Genomic DNA, 25803 nt, shown 5'->3' on the forward strand with positions numbered 1-25803 from the left:
ATTAAATGAGCAAAACTAAATGCACAAAACCTAAAATCAATATGATGCAAGAAACCAAATCCAAACACTGGGCGAATTTAAATGAAGTCAGCTTCGTGGCTGGCATGCGCCTATTATTTTGGATCTACCGACTGTTCGGGCGCTGGCCGTTCCGTTTCGTGCTGTATCCCGTCTTGTGTTGGTATGTGTTGACGCAAAAAAAAGCACGTCAGGCTTCACGCTTGTATTTGCAGCAGCTCAATGCGCATAACGCTATGCAAGTCTCTACAACTTTCTATGGCGTACTCAATCACTTCGCTGCTTTCGCCGAAACCATACTCGATAAAATGTTGTTATGGGGTGGCTTGTTTAAAGTCGATCAGGTTGAATACTATGGGCAAGCCTCCTTGCATCAACAGGTGGAGAATAAAAAAGGCGCATTATTAATTTGCTCTCACCTAGGTAATATCGACATGTGCCGGGTGTTATCGCGCCGCTATCCCGACATTAAATTAACGATACTGGTACACACCAAGCATGCCCAGAGTTTTAATCGCATGATGGCCAAACTCAATCCGGATAGTCAGCTTGATTTATTACAAGTCACAGAGATGACGCCAGCAACCGCTATTTTGCTCGCGGAACGGGTAGCACAAGGCGGCTTTGTGGTGATTGCAGGTGATCGTGTCCCCGTATCGCCCAATCCGCGCGTTACTATGGCTGAGTTTTTAGGTAAGCCTGCGGCTTTTCCTATTGGTCCTTATGTTTTGGCAAGCTTATTACAATGCCCGGTTTATCTTTTATTTTCTTTACCGATTCAAGGTGTGCCACAAGTTCACTTTGAATTACTGAGCGAATCGGTCAACCCGAAACGCGCAGAACGCGAACAAGTCTTTCAATCATTGGCAAATAAGTACGCCCAGCGTTTAAATTTTTTTTGCGCCAGTGCGCCGCTACAATGGTTTAATTTTTATGATTTTTGGCACCCAGTAAATCGCGTGCCGACTTCCCAATTGGATATTTCTGATGCATCTCGCTGACTCTACTTCCTCACCTGCTCAGGTGCAATCTCATGTGCAATCGCAAGTACAATCGCATGTACAATTCGATCGCTCACGTTTAACGATAGAAGACATCGTTGCCATCGCGCACCGCAAAGCACAAGCAAAACTCTCGAACGATGCAGGCTTTCGTGCCGCAATTACCCGTGGCGCTGATTTTTTAGATCGTCTGTTACGCGAAGATGGCACTATCTATGGTGTCACGACCGGTTATGGTGACTCTTGTACCGTGAATATTCCAGCGGATTTAGTCGATGAATTACCCCATCATTTGTACACCTATCATGGTTGTGGCTTAGGACAATACCTGACGACAGAACAAACCCGTGCGGTGCTGGCGGCTCGCTTGGCGTCTTTATCCAAAGGTTTTTCTGGTGTCAGCATAGAATTATTGGAACAAATCGCTGGCCTGCTCGATGCCGATTTATTGCCCCTGATTCCAGCAGAAGGATCAGTCGGTGCCAGTGGTGATTTAACCCCCTTATCTTACTTAGCCGCCGTGCTCTGTGGCGAACGCGAAGTGCTGCGTGATGGTGTCAGTATCAGCGCAGCACAAGCCTTACAAGAAGCCGGTATGCAGCCTTTGCGTCTACGTCCCAAAGAAGGTCTGGCGATTATGAACGGCACCGCCGTGATGACCGCTCTCGCCTGCTTGGCCTACGATAGAGCGGCCTATCTGAGCCAATTGACGACGCGTATTACGGCGATGGCCTCCATTACCTTAGACGGCAATGCGCACCATTTCGATGAAACCTTATTTTCAGTAAAACCGCATGCGGGCATGCAAAACATCGCGGCATGGTTGCGACAAGATTTACCTGCAGGTGCAGCAGAACGCAATGGTAAGCGCCTGCAAGATCGTTATTCGATACGCTGCGCACCGCATGTGATCGGTGTCCTCGCCGATGCCTTGCCGTTCTTCCGCACCTCTATAGAAAATGAACTCAACAGTGCCAATGACAATCCGATTATTGATGCTGAGAATGAACGCGTCTTACACGGTGGCCATTTCTACGGCGGCCATATCGCCTTCGCCATGGATGGTATGAAAAATGCGGTCGCTAATTTGGCAGATTTAATGGATAGACAAATGGCACTGATGGTAGACAGTCGTTACAACCACGGTTTACCTGCCAATTTATCTGGCATGCAAGGTCCTCGCGCGGCAATTAATCACGGTTTGAAAGCCTTGCAGATCAGCGCCTCAGCTTGGACCGCTGAAGCTTTAAAATTGACCATGCCCGCCTCCGTTTTCTCACGCTCTACCGAATGTCATAACCAAGACAAAGTCAGCATGGGCACGATTGCCGCTCGTGATTGCCTGCGCGTGCTGGAGTTAACCGAACAAGTCGCCGCCGCCTTACTCATCACAGTACGTCAAGGGGTTTGGCTGCGTCAGCAAACTAATCCAGAACTCACTTTATCACCTGCGATCACGCACATGATGCAAGCTTTAGAAACACAAATCGCACCGATACAAGAAGACCGTCGGCTCGACCCAGAATTACGCGAACTCTTAGTCAGCATGCGTCAACAAACATGGACACTATATGCTTAAGTCTATGCGTAAGTCGAAAGTCCCAAGTCGCTGGTTCGCTGAAACAGAACTCAAAGTTCAGTTCTTCGACCTCGACCCTATGCAAATCGTGTGGCATGGTAATTATGTGAAGTATTTAGAAATAGTGCGGTGCGCTTTGCTCGATAAGATTGGATACAACTACGAACAGATGAAAGCCTCGGGCTATGCCTGGCCTGTCATCGATATGCAGTTGCGCTACGTTGCAGCGGCTAGCTTTGGTCAACAATTAAAGCTGCGTGCTGAAATCGTGGAATGGGAAAACCGTCTGGTCATCCATTATCTAATCAGCGATGCGGCCAGTGGAAAAAGACTGACTCGCGCCAGCACCACGCAAGTCGCGGTCGATATCCAAAACGGCGAAATGTGTTTTGTCTCGCCAGCGATCTTATTCGAAAAATTAGGTATAGAAAGTCAGGAAGAACACTATGTTAAAAATTAAAATGCTAGGCCTGAATCTCATCTTATTTTGCAGCTTTAGTCTTAGCGTGATTCAAGGCGCAAACGCCGCCAATCCTACCAATCCTGTCTTGGCCATTCAAAACATGCTGGCCAAGCCCAAAGTTTTGTGTGGACGTTTCGATCAAACCAAACATTTAGTCGGTATGAAAAAACCGCTGCTATCGAATGGGCGTTTTTGTGTACTGGCGGGTAAAGGCGTGCTATGGCGCACCTTACAGCCGTTTCCCAATACGCTCAGGTTAACGCGCGATGAGATCGTGCACTTTCAAGGTGAACGAGTTGCGATGCGCTTGGATGCCAAACAAGAACCCGTGGTGCGCATGATTAATAGCGTACTGTTTTCACTCTTATCGGGCGATCTGAGTCAACTCGAATCCTTATTCGAAGTCGATGGTAGTGCTGATGCCAACAGTTGGAAAGTCAATTTGAAAGCACGCGAAGCGGCTTTAGCCAAGGCAATCGGTGTGATCGCTTTAGACGGTAGTGCGTATGTCAAAAATATACAAATGAATGAAGCCAGTGGCGATCGCACCACCATCGTTTTCTCTGAAATCAAAACAGGTGAAACTGCTATCACCGCAGAAGAGGCAGGCTTATTTTGAAGCAGTTTGATTCAACATCAAAACAAAGAGGCTGGCTCTGGTTTGTAGTATGGGCCTTGGTCGCCTCGCTATTACTTGCCCACAATGCTTATCTGTGGCTGGGCAAACGCATCACGCCAGATACCGATATTTTGGCTCTATTACCGACCCAAGAACGTGATCCGGTATTGCAACAATCGTTCACCCACATGGTGGATGCCGCGCAACAACGCGTCATTATTCTGATAGGTGCGGAGGACTGGGAAGCTAGCAAAAAAGCGGCCAATGCTTACACACAAGTCTTAGCGCCTCACAAGGATTTATTCGACATTACCAGCTTGAGCGAAAAAACCCAAAGCGACTGGCTGGCACCATTTCAAAAAAATCGACTGGGTTTACTCACCGCCCAACAACAAGAGCAACTAAAAACACAAAGCGCTGAAACATTGGCAAATACTTGGGCCAATACCGCTTTAAGCAAACTGTATAGCGCATTTTCAGGACCGAAACTAGGCTCGTTTCAAGACGATCCATTTGGTACTTTTGACACATGGGTACAAGAACGCGCGCAAGAAACTCCAGTACGCCCGCGCGATGGTTATCTATTTGTAGCCGACGCCAAACACCAGTACATCTTATTAGCGATCAATTTAGTACCGCCCGCATTTTCTATCACGGCGCAAGAAAAAGTCATGCCATTGCTGGAACAAGCAGCAAGTGCTGCACGCACTAGCTTAGTTGGCAACAAGATTGAAGTCATTAGCACCGGTGTCGTGCTACACGCCGCCGCAGCGGGACAACAAGCCCACCAAGAAGTCTCCACCATAGGTGTAGGCTCATTGCTCGGCATCATCGTGTTAATGTGGCTTAGCTTTCATTCATTAAAGCCGATAGGCTTAATCCTACTGTCGATAGGCATAGGTTTTTTAGGCGCTTTATCAGTCTGCATTCTTTTGTTTGATCGCATTCACCTGATGACGCTGGTATTTGGTGCCAGCTTAATTGGTATCGCACAGGATTATGGCATCTACTACTTGTGTCACCGACTGGGTGCGAAACAAGTCGATTCACGCACTTTATTAAAACAACTAATTCCCGGTCTCTTATTAACTTTGCTGTGTGCCATTATTGGTTATCTGGGATTAGCATTGACGCCTTTCCCTGGTCTGCGTCATATGGCGGTCTTTTCAGCAGTGGGCTTACTGTTTGCATGGCTTACCGTGATTTGCTGGTTTCCACAATTAGTCCACGCCAATAGCTTAAAGAGTGGCAAATTGGTGGCGGGCTATAGTCGCTTACTGCATTTATTCGCACCACCCAAAAAGACTGCCCGCAAGTGGCTAGTCGCCTTATTGTTGGGTACTGGGTGCCTGATTGGTTTATCGCAAATCAAGACCAATGATGATATTCGCTCACTCCAAACCCCGCCCAAGCATCTGGTGAGTGACCAATTAAAACTCGGCAAATTATTAGATGCACCAACTCCAGTACAATATTTTTTAGTGCGAGGTGACTCGGTTGAAATCGTTTTGCAGCGTGAAGAAAATTTGAAACGCGCGCTCGATCCCTTAGTCGAACAAAAAATCATTAGTGGCTACCAAGCGATCTCCAACTGGGTGCCGTCACTCAAAATGCAAGCCGATCATCGAGCGCTGATAGAAAACAAATTATTGGCGCAAGATGGCCCTTTAAAAATCATCGCAGAAAAAATCGGCGAGGATAGCCATTGGCAAACATCAGTCACACAACATTTGTCTGCATCGAATCAGGTTTTAACCGTAGAGAATTTCTTCCTCAGTTCTGCCAGTCAAGCAACGCGTCATTTATGGTTGGGAAAAACAGGTGACACCTACGCCAGCATCGTCGCGATTAAGGGATTGCAATACACAAAGCTGACACAACTAAGTCAAGCAGCAACTGGCTTGGCTGGCGTGCAATGGGTCGATAAAATTGCAGAGATTTCCTCGGTATTAGGTCGCTATCGTCAAAATATGGGCTGGGTTTTACTCGGTGCATATGGCCTAGTGTTTGGCTTGATGTATCAGCGCTATCGCAAGCACACTTGGCGCACTTTGGCACCGGCAGCGATGGCGAGTATTATTACTCTGGCGTTATTGGGTATCAGTGGTCAAGCCTTACAGTTATTCCATGTTCTAGCTCTCATGCTACTCCTAGGAATAGGCGTGGATTATGGGATTTTTATGCAAGAACAAAATCGCCAAGCTGGTAAAAATATGCATGAAAATGTAGACGAAGATGTGAATCCTGATAGCAGTTCAGATAGCAAAAATCTGGCATGGTTGGCCACTGGACTTTCTGCTGCTAGCACCCTGCTGTCGTTTGGCTTATTAGCTTTGAGTAATACCCCAGCATTGCGCGCCTTTGGTTTGACTATGTTGATAGGTACTGCCTTAGTGTGGCTGATTGTGCCTTTCTTTATTCGCCGTCAAACGATACCAGCTCTCAAGAAAGATCAGCATGCAATCTAATCATAAATCTACTACCAAATTCTGGCGTATCTACCCCGCCAAGCTCCTTTCTATGCTGGGCGTCATTAGCCTATTGAGCTTAACTGGATGTAACGAAGCACCAGCGCCAGTAGCGAAGCGTTTGAATTTACAACTGACGCCAGCCAGTTTGGGGGCGACTATCAGCATACAACAGCATCTCAAAGTCGAACGTGAAAACAAAACCGATGATCTTGATGCCGCTTTAGAAATCGATGCTGAACGCTTAGAACTGGTTGGTCTAGCTTTTGGGCAGCGCGTGCTGAGCGTCAATTTTGACGGTAAGGAAATTAAAACTTGGCGTCACTTTATGTTGCCGCAACAAGTACGTGCTGAAGACGTGCTGGAAGATATACAACTGAGTTTGTGGCCTGCTGAAGTTATCGCTCAACATTTGCCGGCACCATGGCGCATCACCGAGAATGGACTGGAACGTGCGCTGTATCAAGGCGATACTTTGATCACCAAAATTCGTTACAGCGAAGCATCGCGCTGGGCTGGTACCGTGGTTTTAGAAAACCTGCATTACAAATACCGTTTAACAATACAAACGGCTAAAGAATAAACCACCATGACATTTTTCTTAAACAACTGCGGCATCATCTGCGCTCTAGGCGATAACGTCATGCAAGTCAGACAAAGCTTATTGACGGAGGTGCATAGCGGCGTGCAAATGACAGACGCTTGGTCAAAGACGCAAACCTTACCACTTGGGATAGTCAAGTCAGACTTGCCGGATATGGCTCATCTCCCCATTCGTTTGCGCAGCCGTAATAATCAATTAGCGCTGGTGGCATTAGAACAAATTCGTCCCGCAGTCACTGCCGCTATTAATGAATACGGCGCAGATCGCGTCGGTATCGTGTTAGGTACCAGCACTTCGGGCATCAGCGGTACCGAACTCGCGTTACGCGACTATGCAGAAACTGGCAAACTGTCTGCTGATTTTCATTACGCGCAACAAGAGATGGGCTCGCTTGCAGAATGCTTAGCCTACGAATTACAACTCAGCGGGCCTGCCTATGTGCATTCCAGCGCTTGCTCATCGAGCGCCAAGGCCATGGCGAGTGCCGCCAGACTGATCAAAATGGGTGTCTGTGATGCGGTCATTACGGGTGGCGTTGATAGCTTGTGCGAATTTACCGTTGCTGGATTTTCTGCGCTTGAGTCGGTCAGCAAGCAAATCTGCCAACCGATGAGTGCCAACCGAGATGGCATCAATATCGGCGAAGGTGCGGCTTTGTTTCTAATGTCAAAACAGGCCTCTAATATTGCCTTAGTTGGCTGGGGTGAATCCTCGGACGGCCATCATATGTCAGCACCCGATCCCACTGGAATTGGCGCAACGCTAGCAATACAACAAGCACTGCAACGTGCTCACTTAAACGCAAGCGATATCGATTACATCAACATGCATGGCACCGCCACCTTGCAAAATGACGCGATGGAATCACGCGTGATACATGCGCTATTTGGGGATCAAGTATTAAGCAGCTCAACCAAAGCCTTCACCGGTCACACACTCGGCGCTGCGGCAGCAATTGAAGCAGCGTTGTGCTGGATTTGCATGCAAGACGATAATCCTCATGGACAGGTACCTGCGCATCTGTGGGATGGCGCGCTAGATCCAGAATTACCGATATTAAATTTGAGTCGCGCCGATAGTCGTCTAGGCAGACCCTTACGCTATGCACTGAGTAATTCCTTTGCGTTCGGTGGCTCGAATGCCAGCCTGATTTTAGGCAGAACGGAGCAGGCCTCAGCATGAGTATTCTGAATCAGACAGTCTCTAACTATCCGGCCATTCGAGATTTAGTACCGCACCGAGATCCTATGGTGTTATTGGATGAAGTGTTATTTGCAGATGCCGAGTCTTTGTGCGCGGCGGTCAAGATTTGCCGCGACAGTCCATTTTTTGATAGCGAAGCTGAGGGTGTCGGTGCTTGGGTAGGAATCGAATATATGGCACAAGCGATTGCCGCTCATGCAGGTTATCTGGCGCGAGCCAAAGGCGAAACGGTTAAAGTAGGTTTTTTACTCGGTACAAGGCGCTTTGAAACTAAGACGCCACGGTTTACACTAGGCAGCAATTTGCATATACAAGTTCACTGTAGCTTACAAAGCGAGAATGGCTTAGGCGCCTTTGAATGTCACATCGTTGATAGCACAGCAAGCGAGCATATCTTAGCGAGCGCGACGATCACGGTGTTTCAACCGGATAATGCGGAGCAGTTCCTAAAGGGACAAGCAATGTAAGGCATTTTCTATTCATATACAGTGATACAAGCATACGAATGCCCCAAATTTTTACGCCGCAACAGATAAATCAGCAAATAAACAAAGAACTAAATACATAAGTAAGTCCCTCTTTTATGAACAAAGACCAAAGCATATTAGTCACAGGCTCTTCACGCGGCATAGGTAAAGCGATTGCCCTGCGTTTGGCGCGCGACGGTTACGACCTCGTCCTACATTGTCGCAGTGAGCGGCAGCAAGCGGAGGCCGTTGCACAAGAAATTATTCAACTCGGTAGAAAAGCCCGGGTACTACAATTTGATATCAGTCAACGCGAACAAGCTGCCACCATACTGACGCAAGATATAGAACAACACGGCTGCTACTATGGCGTGGTGTGTAACGCAGGGGTGGCACGCGATAATGCGTTTCCCGCGATGTCCGGCGAAGACTGGGATCTGGTACTACAAACCAATCTTGATGGTTTTTATAATGTCTTAAATCCTCTCGTCATGCCCTTAGTTCAGCGTCGCAAACCTGGGCGCATCGTCACTATGGCATCGGTATCAGGCATGGTAGGTAATCGAGGGCAAGTCAATTACAGTGCGGCCAAAGCCGGCATCATCGGTGCCACCAAAGCCTTAGCGATAGAGTTGGCCAAGCGTGCCATTACCGTCAACTGTGTCGCACCAGGCTTGATTGAAACCGATATGATCAGCGAAGTTCCACTAGAAGAAGCGATGAAACTCATTCCTGCAAAACGGGTAGGCAAACCCGAAGAAGTCGCTGCAGTCGTCAGTTTCTTGATGCAAGAAGATGCCGCCTACGTTACCCGACAAGTTATTGCTGTCAACGGAGGTATGGCATGAGTAGCACAAGGAATTGCACAAACCACCGCGTCGTCGTCACTGGCATGGCTGGGATTAGTCCATTAGGCAATGATTGGAATAGCATACGCGCGCATCTAGGGCGTTATCAAAACGCCGTGGTTCGCATGGACACTTGGGCCGACTACGAAGGCCTCAACACACAATTAGGCGTACCCGCTGCACCGTTTGAATTAAATGAACGCTATCACCGCAAAGCCATCCGTAGCATGGGTAGAGTCGCCTTGATGGCAACCCGAGCCTGTGAATTGGCGCTGGAACAAGCTGGTTTGCTCGAGCACTCTCTGCTAAAGAGCGGCAAAATGGGCGTTTCATTTGGCTCGTCCGCGGGCACTCCCAGCGCCATCGGTGACTTTGGTCGCATGATGGAAGACCGCACCACCAAAGGCATCAACGCCACTACTTACATCAAGATGATGGCACACACGGCACCGGTGAATGTGGGCGTATTTTTTGGTCTCACTGGTCGCGTCATCACTACCTCGTCCGCCTGCACCTCTGGTAGCCAAGGCATAGGCTACGCTTATGAAGCAATACGCAGCGGCAAACAAATCGCGATGTTAGCAGGTGGTGCGGAAGAACTCTGCGCGACCGAAGCGGCAGTGTTTGATACGCTGTTTGCAACCAGCACCAAGAACGATGCGGCAGGTAGCACGCCTAGCCCATTCGATGCCCATCGTGATGGGCTGGTGATCGGTGAAGGTGCGGGTTGTTTGATTTTGGAAGAACTAGAACACGCGCAAGCGCGCGGTGCCACTATCTTTGCAGAATTGGTAGGGTTCGGTACCAACAGCGACGGCTGTCATGTCACGCAACCCAACGCCGAAACCATGAAAATTGCGATGCAATTGGCTTTGGAAGATGCCAACTTACAAGCCAGCGATATCGGCTATGTGAATGCGCACGGTACCGGTACTCAGCATGGCGACATCGCTGAATCACATGCCACGGCACAAGTCTTCGGCGCTGGCATTCCTATCAGTTCTTTAAAAAGCTATATGGGGCACACCCTAGGAGCCTGCGGCGCATTAGAAGCATGGATCAGCATACAGATGATGCGTGAAAATTGGTTTGCCCCCACCATCAATCTCACCGAAATCGATCCGCAATGCGCGCCACTCGATTACATCACTGGCGAAGGCAGAGTCTTACACTGTGATTATGTGATGTCGAATAATTTTGCCTTCGGCGGGATTAATACTTCGCTCATCTTTAAACGGTGGGCATCGTAGAAACAATTAGGCAGAATCACGCGGTAAGCCGCAGCAGCGTTTAGTTTAGCAATTCAATTAAATATTTTTCTCAAAACATCTAAAAGGAAAAAAGATGAAAACATGGTTCTCCGCATTTTGTGGCATGACACTGGTCGCAACGCTCAATTTGGTTACACAAGACGCACAGGCAAACGATAGAAAAGTGATGTTACCCATCACCGCCGCCATGAGCGCTAACGATGCCAGCTCGCGTTTAGATAACTCGGTGAAATTCTATTTCGGAAAACAAGCAACGCCGAAAATTGAAAAACGTCTGGTCTCCGACAAAACCAGCAAAAAAACCAATGCGTTCGGCAAGTCTGACGAAAAAGCTTGTAACTGGGTTTTCTTATCCGCCATGTTGCAATTACAAGCACGTGCCAAAGAATTAGGTGCCAATGCCGTAGTGAATATTGTCAGTAACTATGACAATGTAGAATTTTCCAGCGAAACTGAATTCGAATGTCACGCAGGCGCCATCATGGCGGGCGTTGCGCTGAAAGGCGACTTCGTCAAGATCGCAGAAAAATAATAGTCTTCATAGGACTTACGCAAAATTGCGCTGGCTAGAGCCTGCCCTCGAATGATGTAGTCGGGGGCGTGGAGCCGAAGACAGTACAAATGTACGGCGAGGCGAACACAACGACGCCAGCGTCTGTTTTGCGTAAGTCCTACTTATTTGAATATCGTCATCAAATACTGACTACCTGAGCAAGTGCGACCTACCATGAAGATCTATCTTGCTCAACTCACCGCGTTATCGCGACCAAGCCAAAGCAGCCAGACATTAATCCAATCTTTGCTAGCATGTTTGTCGTCTGATGAAACCGCACGCTACCATCGCTTTGTCAGATCAGAACGCGCTCGACAATTTCTGGTGGGGCGCTATCTACTACGGCAACGTCTCGGAGAAATGTTAGACATCGCACCAGCGGAAGTTCCGTTAATAGAACGCGCCAACAACGCCCCTCTGCTCGATCCAGCACTGCCACAAAAAATTAGTTTTAGTATTTCACACAGCAGACTATGGGTGGCCTGCGCTATCAGCACCGATGCCAACATTGGATTAGATATTGAAGTCATCGATCATCAACGGGATATCTTGGCACTGGCCGAGCACAGTTTGGAAGCCACGCAATTAGCACATTTTTTGACGCTCGAAAAACAACAAGGCATTGATTATTTTTATCGATATTGGACAACACAAGAAGCTCAATTTAAATTACATGTTTCATGCAAAAGTCTGATGCATTTGTCCTACCCTCACCCGCCACAGGCAGCCGAACTAGCTATTTGTTTTGCGAGTGACCAGGTCATTAGCTCTAATCCATCTATCATTGAAGTCAGTATTTGAAGCCGTACATCAATACTAACGCCTGAACAAAACCAACGCTAAAACCGACGTTAAAACCAACGCCAAAACCAACTCCAGATGCCAGGCAAATCTTGTTTGGCATTCATATCTTTAACGGTTTTCAAAGAAGCGGCTCGTACTAATTCGTCGTGATCGGTATAAAAAGGCGTAGCGCTGACGGGCATCTCTAACTCTTTAGCCACATCCAACAAGATATCCAAATATTCTTCCATGTGACCTGCGGTGTAACGATTAATATCGTGGAATGTCACGACAATCGGCGTTACCCCATCGGCACTAGGAAGTAGTCCCGCAAGCCAAGCAGGTCGAAGCGCCGCCAACATTTTTCGCATGTTTTTTCGTTTAGTAAAACTAAAATTAAAAACATAGATTACGCCATCGTTAGCACTCAAATCCGTTAACAGCATCTGCATCCCATGTGTTTGGTAGGCAGCAAGTGTTTGCTCGTTATAACTCCAAAACGGCGGGCGAACAAATTGCGGTGGACTTCCTCGCACTGCATTCAGGTCATTAACGCCTAAGGTCAATGATGACTTCAACTCTTCATCCGACAAATAGCGGTGATTCGCATGACCAGAAGTCGCGGTATGAAAAGCCAGCTCATGACCACTTTCAAGCATGCGTTTCAATAAAGCGCGACCATGCTCAGATCCACCTGCCCCCTTGGCCTGCGTCTGTGTGAAGAAAATGGCTTTAATGTCGGCTTGATAGGGGTTCGTCTTCAATACCTTGAGAATTTTCTCAGTCGGATTGTCATACTCCGAGGCGCTAGGACCATCGTCAAAAGTCAGCAAAAATCTTAGCGGTGCTGGCGTCATACCCGGCGCAGAGAGATCGTGCGACTGTGCCGCACCGGCCGTCGACGGTAATGCAGCACATACGCAAAAAATCAGCCAAACAAGGTGAAGACGAAGGTGACGGTGAAGATGACGAAAAAGAACAAAATTCATAGCGATGCGAAAAACAAAAGGTATGCGATTTTACGCCATTCACACAAAATCAAGACCTCATGTACTTTTTGCTGTACTTTTTACTTGTTAAATTTTCTAAATTTCAGTATTGTTACTTGTCACAGCATCTCTCTCTTTATCTCTCTTTATCTCTCTTTATCTATCTTTGCCACTCTTTTTTCAACTTCATTTTAGATACTTATGCGTAAACTATTTCGTCAGCTTATTGTCACTGGTCTCATGTACTCCGCAATGCAAGCGGCAATCGCCGGTGTTATAACCAACCAAGACGTCATTAAACTCTTAGATGCCAAAATGCCGGAAGATGTGATCTTACAAGCGATAGGCAGTGGTCAGCACAAATTTGATACCTCTCCCGCTGCGCTCATCAAATTGCGTGAAAAAGGCGCGTCTCCATTGATACTAAAAGCAATCTTGAATCCTGCCGAATTCGCCAGTAAGCCAAACACTAGCAAAGAAAAAACAGCAACAACTGCAAGCAAACCCGCCGCGAATGACACAAGCAATCCTGAAGAAGTTGCCATGCTAATTAATGGCAGCGAATCGAATATGCAATACATCATTCCACAAATGCGCACCGCGAGCCGCGCATTTGGTTTTGGCGGTGTCGCTACTTATGCATCACTCAATAACTCAGCGGCGCAAAAACGCATTACGTCCACTCTACCTGAGTTTATTGTCTCGGTACCTAAGAACGCACAAGCGCCGAATTACCTGACTTTGGCCAGCTTTGTAGTCCGCGATAACGGCAATCGTGAAGTATTAATCGGCGGTGGCTTTTTGAGTTACTCCAGTGGCATACACAAAGACCGCGTCATTCCGGTAAAAACCGAAGCGCTACCGAATCAAAGCAAGGCACGCGAAGGATTTATCTTGTATAAAGTAACACCTGAAAAAGAGTTGGCGAAAGGTGAATATGCGCTCGTTCTATACACTGGCGAATTACGCGTCGCAGGCTTTTTTGCGCAAGCTGCCAATAGTTATTTTGACTTTGGCGTCGATTAAAAATCAATACTGAAATAAAAAAGCCGCATCAGAAAAATCTCTGACGCGGCTATTTTTTTATTATTGCAAAACAAGATATTAATGGCGTGCCGGCATACCCAAAATCTTACGCGCTTCATCTGGTGTCGCCACCGCTCTATCATGCTCACGACTGATACGCGCCACACGCTCGACTAATTGTGCATTGCTAGTAGCGAGTTCACCTTTACGGTAATACACATTATCTTCAAAGCCAACACGCACGTGGCCGCCGAGTATGATCGCCATAGTCGCCAATGGCAATTGCGCGGCACCGATTCCTGCAACGGTCCAACTTGCCTCCGCTGGCAACTGCGAACGCATATACATCAAGGCTTCTGGCGTGCCTGCCATCGCGCCGGGAATGCCGAGTACGAAATCGACGTGCAATGGCGCGCTGATTAAGCCTTTTTTCAACCAGCGATTTACTGTCGTAATCATGCCGGTATCGAACACTTCGTATTCAATTTTGACGCCCAAGTCTTTCATCGTCGTCGCGAAGATATCCATGTCATCGGGATGATTCATAAACACATCGTTACCGAAATTGACCGAGCCCATCGACAGGGTTGCCATTTCTGGTTTCAACGTGACTGGCGCCAGACGTTCTTGTGCTGTCATGCCAACTGCGCCACCAGTGGACACTTGCACGATCACATCGCAACGCTCACGAACTTTGTTGATGATTTGGCGATAGACTTCTTTATCTTGGGTTGGCGTGCCGTCGTCATAACGTCCGTGTACGTGCACGATAGAGGCACCAGCTTTCGCGCATTCGAATGCGGCATCGGCGATTTCGTCTGGGGTGATGGGGAGATTGGGTTGTTGTTCGCGGGTGACTTCTGCGCCGGTTAGGGCGGCGGTGATGATGAGTTTTTCCATGTTTTGCCTCTTATAGTTGGCGTTTTTTCTAACTAATTTATTGGCTTATTTGTAGGGCGGGTGCAACCCGCGCTGCGCTGAACCTTTCAAACTTCGTTTTGAGATTCGCGCGCGTTTAACGTTCACCGGTCGGGGGTAGCCCGACAGCTAGTCACCTTTTTTGCTTCGCCAAAAAAGGTAACCCCAAAAAGGCGACCACGCTGCCACTGCCCTTCGGGTTCCCAATTATGCAAGACAAAAAATGGGAAAGCTTCGAAACTCGCTTCGCTCAAACAACGAAGCTTTCTTTATCCATTTTCTGTCCTGCACAATTGGCAGTGTCAGAAGTGGATGAAAGTCAAAAACAACAGCAACATCAACATCAAAACAATCAGTATCGAAGGATCTACTTTTTTCTAATAGCAGTTGTTGGCCGTTGTTTTTGACTTTGCCTTTGACCTGCCCCCGTTTGAGACGATGTAATTTGTGCGTCACAGAAAATGGATAAGAAAGTGTTGTTGTTTGAGCCGAAGGCGAGTTTCAACACTTTCCCATTTTTTTGTGATGCACAAATTATGCTGGAGCGTAGCGTAAGCACCCGAAGGGCGAGTCTACGGTCGCCTTTTTTGGCTTACCTTTTTTGGCGAAGCAAAAAAGGTAAGTGGCTGTCGGGCCACACCCGACCTACGAAAAGTCACTCAACCAAAAACATCAAAACAAAATGACAAAACTAAACCACAAAAAACCCATCCCCATCCCAACCTTCCCCTTGAAGGGGAAGGAGTAATGCGAGCACTACATTCAGCAATCACTCAATAAAAACAATCAGCGTTTTACACGCTGAAAATCCGCCGGCACAACACAAGTCCCAGAAGCCTTACAAACAACCACAGGCTCATCCAACACATCAGCAGCAGAAACCTGCCCCGCAATCTTCGCAGGCGAAATCACCTTACGCGCTTCAAATTCCATCTTACGCGAGGTCTTGCCCATAGAAACAATACGACCTGTCGCTTCAATGTAGTCACCCGCAAACACCGGTGCCATAAATTGCACATTGTCATACGCGACAAACAAGCCTTCGTCACCATCACTACGAATCAATAACTCCGTCGCGACATCGCCAAACAAATTCAACATCTTCGCGCCATCAACCAGATCACCCGCATAGTGTGCATCGTGCGAACCCATGCGTAGACGTATCATGCTTGTGTATTTGGATAAATCTTCCATATCTTTCTCTTCCGATAGTTAAGCAGCGTGACGTTTAATCCACTCATGAATCGCAAATGAAGCAACATCTTCTGCATACGACTTGGTACCGAAACCCGCATCGTAACCCAACTCCTTCGCTAATTCATGGGAAATACGTGGGCCACCGACCACCAAGATCACTTTATCACGCAAGCCTTCTGCTTCTAACAGATCAGATAACTTCGTCAAATTATCGAGGTGAATATTCTTTTGCGTCACTACTTGCGACACCAAAATCACGTCGGCTTTTTCTTCAATCGCACGGGCGATCAATTCTTCTGAATCGACTTGTGCGCCCATATTGATCGCGCGAACTTCATGATAGCTTTCTAAGCCTTTGTGGCCGTTATAGCCTTTCATATTCATGATCGCGTCGATACCGACGGTGTGCGCGTCGGTCTCGATACACGCGCCAATAACGACCATACGACGTCCCATTTTTTCCGCAATCAAGGCATCGATCGCATATTTATCCAGCGTTTCATATTCTGGCTTAACCACTTGGAAGCTCGATAAATCGACTTGATGTTTGCACTGACCATACACAACGTAAAAGCTAAAACCCTTACCCATGTCTTCGCTGTGGACGACCGCTGGCTCTTCTAAACCCATCAACAGTGCCAAACGCTTTGCACCTTCTTTTGAAGTCTCATCGAGTGCAACCGGTAAGGTGAAAGAAACTTGTACGCGACCATCGTTCATGGTGTCGCCGTAAGGTTTAACCCATTGTTCTGGTTTTTTGATATCTGCCATTGTTGTCATGTTATTCTCCTTAGGCTGCATGGTTTGGCAACGTCGTTGGCAACATCAATTGTGGGAAGGGATTGTAGTAATCCGCTGCTTTATTGATCACGCCAGCCAAACCTTTGCCGCCAGTTGGGGTGCGTGAAATCTCGGCAAAAGTGCCCTTACCAATTGCGGCCGATAAACCCATTGCTTCAATCTCTGCAAGAATTTTTTCTGTCTCTGCCAACACTTCTTGTGCGCGGGTTTCGATCTTTCCACCGGATTTAAATTCGATTTCTGAGTTCAAATCTTTCATCGTACCGAACACATACTTCGCATTTTGAATTGCCAAGAAACGATCTTGAATAAATGGCGTATGAATCGCCTCAGTCATCATGCCGAGCAAATGAATATTTTGATTTGTTACGGTACTGACGATGTTAAATAAAGTGTCCTGAACCTGACCTTTAAAAATATTGCCTGTCATGTGTTTGGTTGGCGGCATGTATTTCAATGACGCATCTGGAAATACTTGACGCACCAATTGCGCGTGCGCCATTTCCCACAAGAAGCCGTTTTCTAATTCAGGATTAATTTCAAATGCATGACCGAGACCCATTTGATCTGGCTGCAAACCAGACAAATACGCAAACTGTTCGTTGATTAATTGAGATGCCAAGACGGTGTGCGCCGCTTCGTAGGCATCTGCCGTCGTCAAATAATTGTCTTCACCGGTGTTAATGATAATGCCCGCATAGGCATTCACCATGCGTGAGAAGAATTGATCGATGAAAGTACGCTTCATATTGATGTCGCGGAAGATGATGCCGTACATCGAATCATTCAGCATCATATCGAGACGTTCAATCGCGCCCATTGCCGCAATCTCTGGCATACACAGACCTGAGCAATAGTTAGTCAAGCGAATATAGCGACCGAGTTTTTCGCCAACTTCATCCAAAGCAGCGCGCATCAGTTTGAAGTTTTCTTGGGTCGCGTAAGTACCACCGAAACCTTCGGTCGTTGCGCCATACGGCACGTAGTCGAGCAAACTTTGACCAGTAGAGCGAATCACCGCAATGATGTCGGCACCCTGTTCCGCTGCGGCACGTGCTTGCACCACGTCTTCGTAGATATTGCCGGTCGCAACAATCAAATATAACCAAGGTGTTGGTGCTTCGCCCATGGTCTCGATTTGCTTCGCGCGGAATGCACGTTGACCAGCAATGTGTTGACACATGATCGCAGCTTGCACTTCGGTTGCTTTGCGAGCCGCATCGGCGTCTTTCGGCAAAGCTAATGTCAGTGTGCCTTTAGAAACTGCCTCGGCCACTTGTTGAGCTGTCAGATTGTGCTCTTGCATGGCAGCGACGACGATTGGTGCGGCGCCATGTTGCAATAAGTTCTGTGCTTGTAAATGATCAACAACAACGTTAGGCAAAGGCACATAGTTTTCATCAATGCCGTCGATACCAAGCAAACGCAAAGTCGCGCGCTCGACCGTCGTCGTCGTGTACTGTGACATTTCGTCGAACACCTGACGTGCAATGCGACGCGCGGAATCACGTGCGCGGTCGATTTGTGCCTGATCTAGTTTTAATTGGCTCATGCTACTTCTCCTGTTTCTTTAATTTTTTCATTGGAAGTTGCTTCGAGGACGACGTCACAAACGTCGTAGCCAACAAAAGCAGCTTTCGCGACTTGCAAGAACTCAGCAGCCTCAAAGCTACCACCCATGGGCGAAAATGGATTCAAGGTAATTCCCGTCAAATTAATGCCACGATACCCGACTAATTTCGCACCGAGTTTTTGAAAGATCAATAAATCGGTATTTTCTATAAATAATTTCGTGCCATCTGCAACAACCACGGTCAATGCTGGATGACGTTCTGCCAAGCTGCTCAGAGCACGCCACAAATTGCGCCCCACTGCGCCGCTTACGGCGATGGTGCCGACCTTGGCATCGATGTATTCCATCAACTTCGCACCCGCATTAAGGGTAGCGATTTCTTCTAAGAAGAGGACCTTTCCATCTTGATCCCAAATGCCAACGCCACCTTGTGTAAACACGGCTTCACATTGGGCTTTGACATGATCATCTGCTTGCTTGATGCCAAGGATGCCAAGACGGTCGCGGGTCTTGCGGATCACATCTTGAATACCGCCACCAATTGCAGCACCAGTCGCTAAAATCACGCCATCGGCAATCGCTGGAGACGCATGATGACTGCGGCCTAAAGCGCCATCCAAAATCACCAAGCTTGCACCGCATTGACGCAGACGCGCTATGACTTTTAGTTGATCACTGCCACGCGATGCGCCAGCAACTTCCATCTCGCCATATTCCAACACCTTGACCACCAAAATCTCCCCCATAGGGCTGTCGATTTGTGTTGAGTCAATTAACTTCCAACGCACTTTGGCACGCTGCAAAGTCTCACGTGCGGTGGCAACTAGATTGCCTGGCCACACCATGATGGGTGGTTTTGGATTGAAGAAAACTTGATCTCGGTCTTCGCCATCACGACCGATTGAGGTCAAGCCTATGTCCACTTGCGCTGCCGCTGCTTGCGCCAGCACGTGATTCATCGCGACAGTCTTACCGGTGTTTTTGGTCATGCCCATCACCGCTAAGGTTTGCATGCCACTATCGTGGATGCGTTGCCATAGCGGGCTGGTTTTGATATGACTTAATGTGGGATGTTTGAACTCCATCGTCGGCAGCTTTCTCAGTTCTAGAGCGAAATTAAACGTAGAGTTCTGTGAACAACTGACGCAATTTTTCACTCTCGCGCAAGAGCGCTAAAGAATGCTCTGCGTGACCTGTCGCATAACCATTACCAACGATCATTTCCACGTCTTTACCTACACCTTCTGCGCCTAAAGCAGCCGCGGTGAAGCTAGTTGCCATTGAGAAGAAGTAAATTTTGCCGTGCTGCTTAGTGGACAAAATACTGCCCATTTCCGTGTTCCGGATATTCACGCAATTAATGACTAAATCCGCCATCGCGCCATTTGTGACCTTGGATACCGCTTCCATCAAAGCTAAAGCATTGGTCGCATCAACTTGCAAAGTATGATCAGCCCAACCTAATTCTTGCATGCGTTTGCAGTCTTTTTCAAACGGAGAAACACCGATCACGCAGCCGTTTTTACCGGCGCGTTTTTTCGCTTCGTACACACACAAAGTACCAGACTTGCCACCACCGCCGATAACAACAACGGTGTCGCCTTCTTTCACCAAACGTGCGGTCTGCGCCGGTGCGCCAGCCACGTCCAAAATAGCGAGCGCCATTTTTTCATCGATATCATCTGGCAACTTAGCGTACAAGCCGGTTTCAAACAAAATCGCTTTACCTTTGATATCGACCTGATCTTTTTGCATATGAATTTTGACGATTTCATCAATGCGCAAAGGTGTCAATGACAAGGAGACCAAGGTAGCAATTTTGTCGCCTACTTTTAAGTCAATCTTGCCAGCTAAGGATGAACCAATTTCCAAGATCGTTCCGATCAACATACCGCCAGAACCAGTCACCGGATTGTGATGTTTACCGCGCTTTTCAACGATGCCTTTGACGATTTCTGCCACTTTGGCTTCATCGCCATTCGCTTCTTGTTTGATTTGCGTAAAGCTGGCGGCGTCGATATTTAACGCAGAGACGTCGATCAGGATTTCGTTGTCTGTGATCTCCATCGTGTTATCGATCTTCCACGCGCCTTGTGGCAAGACGCCTTGTGGTTCGATAACGCGGTGAATTCCGTAGGGGGAGCTTGGTGTTGTGAATGTCATGATGAGCCTTACCGGAAATTTTATTTGCAGTGATGTGACGAATGCTGGGGTAGGACAGCTAAGCGAAGTCAAATTGTAGGGCGGGTGCAAGCCGCGCCGCCAGAACGTCGTATAGGGTTAAACGACCTAGGTGCGGCGCGGGTTGCACCCGCCCTACTCAATTCACTTCAACACTTAGTCCATATCTTAGTTACTACGCGTAGGCAAACTAAAGTTATGACCCAAGCCAGGCATATCGATAGTCATGCCTTTGTAGTTACGGCACTTGACTGTGGTGCCGCTACCGTCTGGCAATTCTTCTTCACGTACATAAGTAGGAATGATAGGCAATTTACCCAAGCCACCCAAACCGTCTACCACGAAGGTTGGTACTGCTGGGCCACTGATCCAACCGCGCAAGCCTTCATACAATTCAATCATACGGTGATGTGGCACGATGAAGTGCGCTGCGCCTTCGACCATGTCTGTGGAATACACATAGTAAGGACGTACGCCCATTTCAATGGTTTGCATGAACAGATCACGCATCACCATCACATCATCATTCACGCCTTTCAAACAGACTGTTTGCAAGCCCATCATGATGCCGGCCTTTTGTATCATCTTGACGCGCTGACGCAGCAAAGGTGTGATTTCTTTTGGATGACCGATATGGATATTGATCATCTGTACGCGATGCTTTTCCAATACCGCACACAACTCTGGTGTAACGCGTGTTGGCAATTGCACGACCATACGAGAACCCATACGCAAGAAGCGAACATGCGGTGCACGACGACGAATTTCGCCGAGGATATAGTCCAAGCGCTCATCGGTAAATGTCAGTGGATCGCCACCAGACAAGAGCACATCTTCAATTTCTGGATTGCTAGCGATGTAGTCAATCGATGCTTCGATTTCGTCTTTCGCAACGGAACCATCAGGCTGCGACACCATACGCTTACGTGTGCAGAAACGGCACAAAGTTGCGCAAGTATTCGAAACCAAGAACAACACGCGACGTGGATAGCGATGCACCACGCTAGTACCAGGAATGGTGTCACCTTCTTCGCCTAATTGATCCAAAGAAGTCGCGAAACCTGGGATGGTTTGCTCATGGTGCGAAGGCATGTATTGCAAGCGAATAGGGCAATTTGGATCATCTTTGTCCATCAATTTCGCCATGTAAGGCGTAATTGCTACCGCGAATTTTTTGTAGACGGTGTTGTCGACGTCTTCCACATTATTCAATACGCCCATCAATTCAGAATGGTGAGAATAACGACGCGTGAATTGCTTTTGCCAAGATTCTGACTCTGGATCATAAGCGTCTAATTCTTCGCGTGTCAGTAATTTCTTGATAGGATTAAATTCGACTTTTTGGTCCATGATTTGTCTCTCTCTGTTGTGTCGCGGTTGTGTCACTGTGACGGCAAAATGTGATGGGTACCCATATGAGTAACAGGGAGATAGTGTAAGGACGTGTTGTGCCGCAACAAACGCACAAAATGACTTAAACAGCAGACAAAAATCAGTCATAATGCATGACATTCAAACAAAGTGCCTGAAATAGACCTCTGCACACCCTACTGTGCGGCTAAATTTTGAATCTGCGATGAAAGCAAGTGCTATAGCACAGGTGCGCTTCTCGATCCAAACTTTGACCGCTCGCTACGGTTGTGCTGAGGTCTCTGAAAGCTAGCCGAAATCCGCCATGCCTAATAAGATAGACCCGCTCGATCAGCAAATCATCGATTTACTCAAAGTGAACGCCCGCCTCCCCATTGTGGCGATGGCCAAAGCCCTAGGCTGCGCCCGCAGCACAGCTCAATTGCGCTTAAAATCCTTAGAAGACCGCGGCATCATCAGCGGCTACACAGTGGATATCTCGGTCAGTCGCAGCCGCCCCAGCATACGAGCGATGGTGCTCATTTCAATAGAATCACAACACGAACCCGAAATCATGCGCGCACTAACCAAGCGCCATGAAATCATCAAGCTCTATACGGTGTCAGGTCGCTACGATTTATGCGCGATGCTGTCCACCGAATCCACCCACGAGCTTGATGCCGTGATTGATAAAATACGTTTAATAAAGGGAGTGGTGGATACGTTCTCTACGATATTACTGTCGACTAAGCTGGATAGGCCGGAATGATGGTCAGAATGCTATTGAGTAGGTAGGTGCTGAGCGCAGCGAAGCCCAACGTCAACTCTACAGGTATATGTTTCATCGATTCTTCAAAACTTGTAAAGCTTGTGCACTCAAAATCTGGGGCTTAACGATAGCTTGAGCATCCGCATCAAACAATGGCGACCGCTTATAACTGCCGTTAACACGCGCCGCAATTGTCATCCACATGAAACGCAAAATAACGGGCAACACACCTTTTTGCACTGGTTTTGGCTCCCCCGTCGCTGATTGCGTTTCGAAGCAAGCCGTGACAGGTCCAAAATCCTGATCGATACGCGGACGCTCTAATGCTGTATGAATCAAGCCAATAAAAGCCATCTTGGGATCAGGCATAGTATTGCCAATCGGTGACTTACAACAAGCAGCATACCAACGCAGCATTCCTTTATCACTCAAACGTACCACAGCAAGATGTTCACTGCCTTGTATCAACTGCAAGCGCGCCTGACTTACTTGCACAATTTCCGTACCACCGTGCGCATCCAACACACGCTCCCCTTGCTCCAGAAAATGCGCAAAAGCACGACAATCACTGCAATAACAACGAATATGATTGCGCGTACCATCACCGACTATTTGCGCGCGGAATTGGCCACATTGGCATTGGATATTATGCATTTACGCCCTTTTTATTTAACTGTTTAAAAATCGGAATCGCTGGAAGATGCCCAACTCATGCACTCGAATTTATACACTCGGATTTATGCAATCATACTTTTGCTCATTTTTTACGTGACGCTCGTTTTCTCAACCTTGAAAGTACCAAACCTCGTGTAACAGACACTGATTCAGCAGATGGTTTTGACTTTACCTCATAAATACCTAAATACAAGAACACAACAGCAATACAAAAAATGAGCCAAGCCTCCATTATTGACGCGAATCGCCCATAAAGCTCTTTCAGCATGATAGCAATCCAAGCATTGCGTCTAAATTGTGAGAGATGAGAATGATCAGCAAACGCAATCGACAATGCGATCAATCCTAAAAATCCGCCGATTAGAATCATTCCAGCACCAAGAATCCTATTTCGCACTGTCACACTCCTCGCTTGCGGTGCTAACTGACCGACCCAAACGCACCATAGCAACACCAAATGCTAACACCGCAGCACCAGCACAGAGCCAGTGCAATCGGTCGAGCGGGAGCAAATGTAAGAATGGATTTAACGAACTAAAAGGTGCGAAGGGCTGCATATCACTATGCATGATGCCGTCCAGTACAATATGTGAATACACACCTATAGTCGCTCCCAAACAAACTTGTCTAACCGTCAAACCCAACCAGTCATAAAGATTGGGAACCCACTCCCTGCCGACCGCGATTCTTCGCGCCGCGACAAACATGAAAACAACAATAGGAACAACGAGAGTCGCGCCCAAGAAACTATGAAAAAACCGATGTAACGGAAACTGGCCGGTGAGCATGTAATACGCGGGCTCAAAGTCCATGAGGACATTACCCAACGCAAATGCAATGAAACTCAGCTGCTTGGGGAAAACCGCTTGAATTGCGGCACCAGGGCCAAAATGAAAAGGAGTAAATGGCATCTAAATTGTCTGTATTCCAAAAAAGGATATGCCAAATTAACAGGACGGTACAGAAAAGACAATGCACGCGGATATTTTTTTGCCATAGGGAGTTCTTTGAACATGATGCAAATCTGTCCAATTTTTAATACACACATCCTCATTTCGTACAGAAATCAATACATTGTGCGATCGCACAATTGCCTGAAATCAGCAAAATAAAAAATTCTACAAGCTGCTTGAAATAGTACGAATACCGAGTGCCATAATCGACCTCGGCTGATTACCCATCTGGTCACATACAACAATAAAAAGCGGCGTCGGAAATTAAGCATTTCCGGCGCTTTCTATTTTCAAGTAAGCGAGAGAGACATCATGATCGTAGGCGTACCTAAAGAAATTAAAAACCACGAATATCGCGTGGGCATGACCCCACCTTCTGTGCGTGAATTGACTTCACGTGGACATCAAGTATTAGTGCAAAAAAATGCGGGAACCGAAATTGGTTTGACGGATGAGCAATACCAAGCTGTCGGCGCTGAATTAGTCGACACCGCAAAAGAAATTTTCGAACGCGCCGAGATGATCGTCAAGGTCAAAGAACCTCAGCCTGTCGAATGTGCGATGCTGCGCCCAGGTCAAATTCTGTACACCTATTTGCATCTCGCCCCTGATCCAGAACAAACTGCGGCGCTGGTGAAATCAGGCGCGATCTGTATCGCTTATGAAACGATCACAGGAGCCAATGGTGGCCTGCCTTTATTGGCACCTATGAGCGAAGTCGCAGGTCGCATGTCTATCCAAGCTGGCGCAGCGCATCTAGAAAAATCCAAAGGCGGTATGGGCTTGTTATTAGGTGGTGTACCGGGTGTAGCACCTGCACATATCGTCATTATTGGCGCGGGAGTGGTCGGCACCAATGCGATGCAAATGGCCGTCGGTACGGGCGCACGCGTCACCGTGTTAGACAAGAGCATTGATCGCCTGCGTCAATTAGACTTAGTTTATGGCAATCGAATTTCAACAGTTTATTCCAATGCTCAATCAATCGAAGAGGCGGTATTGTCGGCGGATCTTGTCATTGGTGGTGTATTAGTTCCCGGCGCGGCGGCACCTAAGTTAGTCAGCCGCAATCTGATCTCACGTATGAAAAAAGGAGCCGTGGTAGTCGATGTGGCGATTGATCAAGGTGGTTGTTTTGAAACCTCACACGCAACCACCCATGCTGAACCGACTTATGTGGTTGATGGCGTCATCCATTACTGCGTAGCGAATATGCCAGGCGCGGTCGCACGTACCTCAACTTTCGCCCTAAATAACGCCACCGTCGGACATGCAATCGCGCTCGCTAGCAAAGGTTGGAAACAAGCACTGCGCGACGACCTACATTTGCGTAACGGTTTGAATGTATGCGAAGGTAAAGTGACCTATGCTGCCGTGGCGCATGATCTCGGCTATCAATATGTAGCAGCAGAAAGTGTCTTAAATTAATTAGGTTCAGATTATTGGAATAGACGACAAAAAAGCCAGCGAAGAAATTGATCATCGCTGGCTTTT

25 protein-coding genes are annotated in these 25803 nt (G+C 47.6%); 15 read left to right on the top strand and 10 right to left on the bottom strand.

Features of this window, described 5'->3' with window-relative positions:
* Positions 1-5 precede the first annotated feature (5 nt).
* The 12 genes from ACFFJH_RS03320 to ACFFJH_RS03375 all read left to right on the top strand — a co-directional run bounded on the left by ACFFJH_RS03320 (position 6) and on the right by ACFFJH_RS03375 (position 11895).
* Positions 6-1019 (top strand): LpxL/LpxP family acyltransferase, encoded by a 1014-nt coding sequence (locus ACFFJH_RS03320; protein WP_390210039.1) that lies wholly within the window; start codon positions 6-8, stop codon positions 1017-1019.
* Complete coding sequence (locus ACFFJH_RS03325; protein WP_390210040.1) at positions 1006-2598, top strand: HAL/PAL/TAL family ammonia-lyase; 1593 nt, start codon at positions 1006-1008, stop codon at positions 2596-2598. The genes ACFFJH_RS03320 and ACFFJH_RS03325 overlap by 14 nt, the downstream gene beginning before the upstream one ends.
* Positions 2591-3058: an acyl-CoA thioesterase gene (locus ACFFJH_RS03330; RefSeq protein ID WP_390210042.1), complete on the top strand. Its 468-nt coding sequence runs from the start codon at positions 2591-2593 to the stop codon at positions 3056-3058. The genes ACFFJH_RS03325 and ACFFJH_RS03330 overlap by 8 nt, the downstream gene beginning before the upstream one ends.
* Positions 3045-3680, top strand: a complete 636-nt coding sequence (locus ACFFJH_RS03335; protein ID WP_390210043.1) for an outer membrane lipoprotein carrier protein LolA — start codon at positions 3045-3047, stop codon at positions 3678-3680. The genes ACFFJH_RS03330 and ACFFJH_RS03335 overlap by 14 nt, the downstream gene beginning before the upstream one ends.
* Complete coding sequence (locus tag ACFFJH_RS03340) at positions 3677-6148, top strand: MMPL family transporter (protein WP_390210044.1); 2472 nt, start codon at positions 3677-3679, stop codon at positions 6146-6148. Before ACFFJH_RS03335 ends, ACFFJH_RS03340 begins: the two co-directional genes overlap by 4 nt.
* On the top strand, positions 6138-6731 hold the full coding sequence (locus ACFFJH_RS03345; protein WP_390210045.1) for a DUF3261 domain-containing protein: 594 nt from the start codon (positions 6138-6140) through the stop codon (positions 6729-6731). The genes ACFFJH_RS03340 and ACFFJH_RS03345 overlap by 11 nt, the downstream gene beginning before the upstream one ends.
* 6 nt (positions 6732-6737) lie before the next feature.
* Positions 6738-7934 carry a beta-ketoacyl-ACP synthase gene (locus ACFFJH_RS03350; RefSeq protein ID WP_390210047.1) on the top strand — a complete coding sequence of 399 codons (1197 nt, stop codon included), beginning with the start codon at positions 6738-6740 and terminating at the stop codon, positions 7932-7934.
* Positions 7931-8422 carry a hotdog family protein gene (locus ACFFJH_RS03355; RefSeq protein WP_390210049.1) on the top strand — a complete coding sequence of 164 codons (492 nt, stop codon included), beginning with the start codon at positions 7931-7933 and terminating at the stop codon, positions 8420-8422. The genes ACFFJH_RS03350 and ACFFJH_RS03355 overlap by 4 nt, the downstream gene beginning before the upstream one ends.
* 116 nt (positions 8423-8538) lie before the next feature.
* Positions 8539-9270 (top strand): 3-oxoacyl-ACP reductase FabG, encoded by a 732-nt coding sequence (gene fabG / locus ACFFJH_RS03360; RefSeq protein ID WP_390210050.1) that lies wholly within the window; start codon positions 8539-8541, stop codon positions 9268-9270.
* A complete protein-coding gene (locus ACFFJH_RS03365) occupies positions 9267-10520 on the top strand; it encodes a beta-ketoacyl-ACP synthase (protein WP_390210052.1) in 1254 nt (417 codons plus the stop codon). The genes fabG and ACFFJH_RS03365 overlap by 4 nt, the downstream gene beginning before the upstream one ends.
* A gap of 94 nt (positions 10521-10614) precedes the next feature.
* A complete protein-coding gene (locus ACFFJH_RS03370; RefSeq protein ID WP_390210053.1) occupies positions 10615-11073 on the top strand; it encodes an excinuclease ATPase subunit in 459 nt (152 codons plus the stop codon).
* A gap of 195 nt (positions 11074-11268) precedes the next feature.
* Positions 11269-11895 (top strand): 4'-phosphopantetheinyl transferase family protein, encoded by a 627-nt coding sequence (locus tag ACFFJH_RS03375; protein ID WP_390210055.1) that lies wholly within the window; start codon positions 11269-11271, stop codon positions 11893-11895.
* Positions 11896-11945: 50 nt separating this feature from the next.
* On the opposite strand, the gene ACFFJH_RS03380 is transcribed toward ACFFJH_RS03375, so the two are convergent.
* Complete coding sequence (locus ACFFJH_RS03380) at positions 11946-12866, bottom strand: polysaccharide deacetylase family protein (protein WP_390210057.1); 921 nt, start codon at positions 12864-12866, stop codon at positions 11946-11948.
* Between the two features lie 201 nt (positions 12867-13067).
* On the opposite strand from ACFFJH_RS03380, the gene ACFFJH_RS03385 reads away from it, so the two are divergent.
* Positions 13068-13892, top strand: coding sequence for a hypothetical protein (locus ACFFJH_RS03385; protein WP_390210058.1), 825 nt, complete (start codon positions 13068-13070; stop codon positions 13890-13892).
* Between the two features lie 78 nt (positions 13893-13970).
* Here ACFFJH_RS03385 and kce read toward each other — a convergent pair whose 3' ends face one another.
* From kce to ACFFJH_RS03420, 7 genes are all read right to left on the bottom strand, one after another.
* Positions 13971-14792 carry a 3-keto-5-aminohexanoate cleavage enzyme gene (gene kce, locus ACFFJH_RS03390; protein ID WP_390210060.1) on the bottom strand — a complete coding sequence of 274 codons (822 nt, stop codon included), beginning with the start codon at positions 14790-14792 and terminating at the stop codon, positions 13971-13973.
* 804 nt (positions 14793-15596) lie between these two features.
* On the bottom strand, positions 15597-16004 hold the full coding sequence (kal, locus tag ACFFJH_RS03395; protein WP_390210061.1) for a 3-aminobutyryl-CoA ammonia lyase: 408 nt from the start codon (positions 16002-16004) through the stop codon (positions 15597-15599).
* Between the two features lie 18 nt (positions 16005-16022).
* Entirely contained in the window at positions 16023-16787 is a 765-nt protein-coding gene (kamE, locus tag ACFFJH_RS03400) for a lysine 5,6-aminomutase subunit beta (protein WP_390210062.1), read from the bottom strand.
* A 10-nt stretch (positions 16788-16797) separates the two neighbouring features.
* Positions 16798-18360: a lysine 5,6-aminomutase subunit alpha gene (gene kamD / locus ACFFJH_RS03405; protein ID WP_390210063.1), complete on the bottom strand. Its 1563-nt coding sequence runs from the start codon at positions 18358-18360 to the stop codon at positions 16798-16800.
* Positions 18357-19466 carry a lysine 5,6-aminomutase reactivase subunit KamB gene (gene kamB / locus ACFFJH_RS03410; protein ID WP_390210064.1) on the bottom strand — a complete coding sequence of 370 codons (1110 nt, stop codon included), beginning with the start codon at positions 19464-19466 and terminating at the stop codon, positions 18357-18359. The genes kamD and kamB overlap by 4 nt, the downstream gene beginning before the upstream one ends.
* Before the next feature lie 31 nt (positions 19467-19497).
* Positions 19498-20544 carry an L-erythro-3,5-diaminohexanoate dehydrogenase gene (gene kdd, locus ACFFJH_RS03415; protein WP_390210065.1) on the bottom strand — a complete coding sequence of 349 codons (1047 nt, stop codon included), beginning with the start codon at positions 20542-20544 and terminating at the stop codon, positions 19498-19500.
* A 186-nt stretch (positions 20545-20730) separates the two neighbouring features.
* Entirely contained in the window at positions 20731-21912 is a 1182-nt protein-coding gene (locus ACFFJH_RS03420) for a KamA family radical SAM protein (RefSeq protein ID WP_189347654.1), read from the bottom strand.
* A 325-nt stretch (positions 21913-22237) separates the two neighbouring features.
* On the opposite strand from ACFFJH_RS03420, the gene ACFFJH_RS03425 reads away from it, so the two are divergent.
* Entirely contained in the window at positions 22238-22681 is a 444-nt protein-coding gene (locus tag ACFFJH_RS03425; protein ID WP_222612449.1) for an Lrp/AsnC family transcriptional regulator, read from the top strand.
* 72 nt (positions 22682-22753) lie between these two features.
* Here the strand turns inward: ACFFJH_RS03425 and ACFFJH_RS03430 are convergent, their stop codons facing one another.
* Both ACFFJH_RS03430 and ACFFJH_RS03435 read right to left on the bottom strand, forming a co-directional pair.
* Positions 22754-23335 carry a DUF6151 family protein gene (locus ACFFJH_RS03430; RefSeq protein WP_390210066.1) on the bottom strand — a complete coding sequence of 194 codons (582 nt, stop codon included), beginning with the start codon at positions 23333-23335 and terminating at the stop codon, positions 22754-22756.
* Positions 23336-23742: 407 nt separating this feature from the next.
* The gene (locus tag ACFFJH_RS03435; protein WP_390210067.1) at positions 23743-24267 is read right to left on the bottom strand and encodes a metal-dependent hydrolase; all 525 of its coding nucleotides are present in this window, start codon (positions 24265-24267) and stop codon (positions 23743-23745) included.
* Between the two features lie 354 nt (positions 24268-24621).
* Here ACFFJH_RS03435 and ald point away from each other — a divergent pair, with 354 nt between their 5' ends.
* Positions 24622-25737 (top strand): alanine dehydrogenase, encoded by a 1116-nt coding sequence (ald, locus tag ACFFJH_RS03440; RefSeq protein ID WP_390210068.1) that lies wholly within the window; start codon positions 24622-24624, stop codon positions 25735-25737.
* Positions 25738-25803 lie beyond the last annotated feature (66 nt).

This window comes from Affinundibacterium danionis (genome assembly GCF_042432465.1).
In the GTDB taxonomy this organism is placed as follows: Bacteria; Pseudomonadota; Gammaproteobacteria; order Burkholderiales; family Burkholderiaceae_D; genus Undibacterium; species Undibacterium danionis.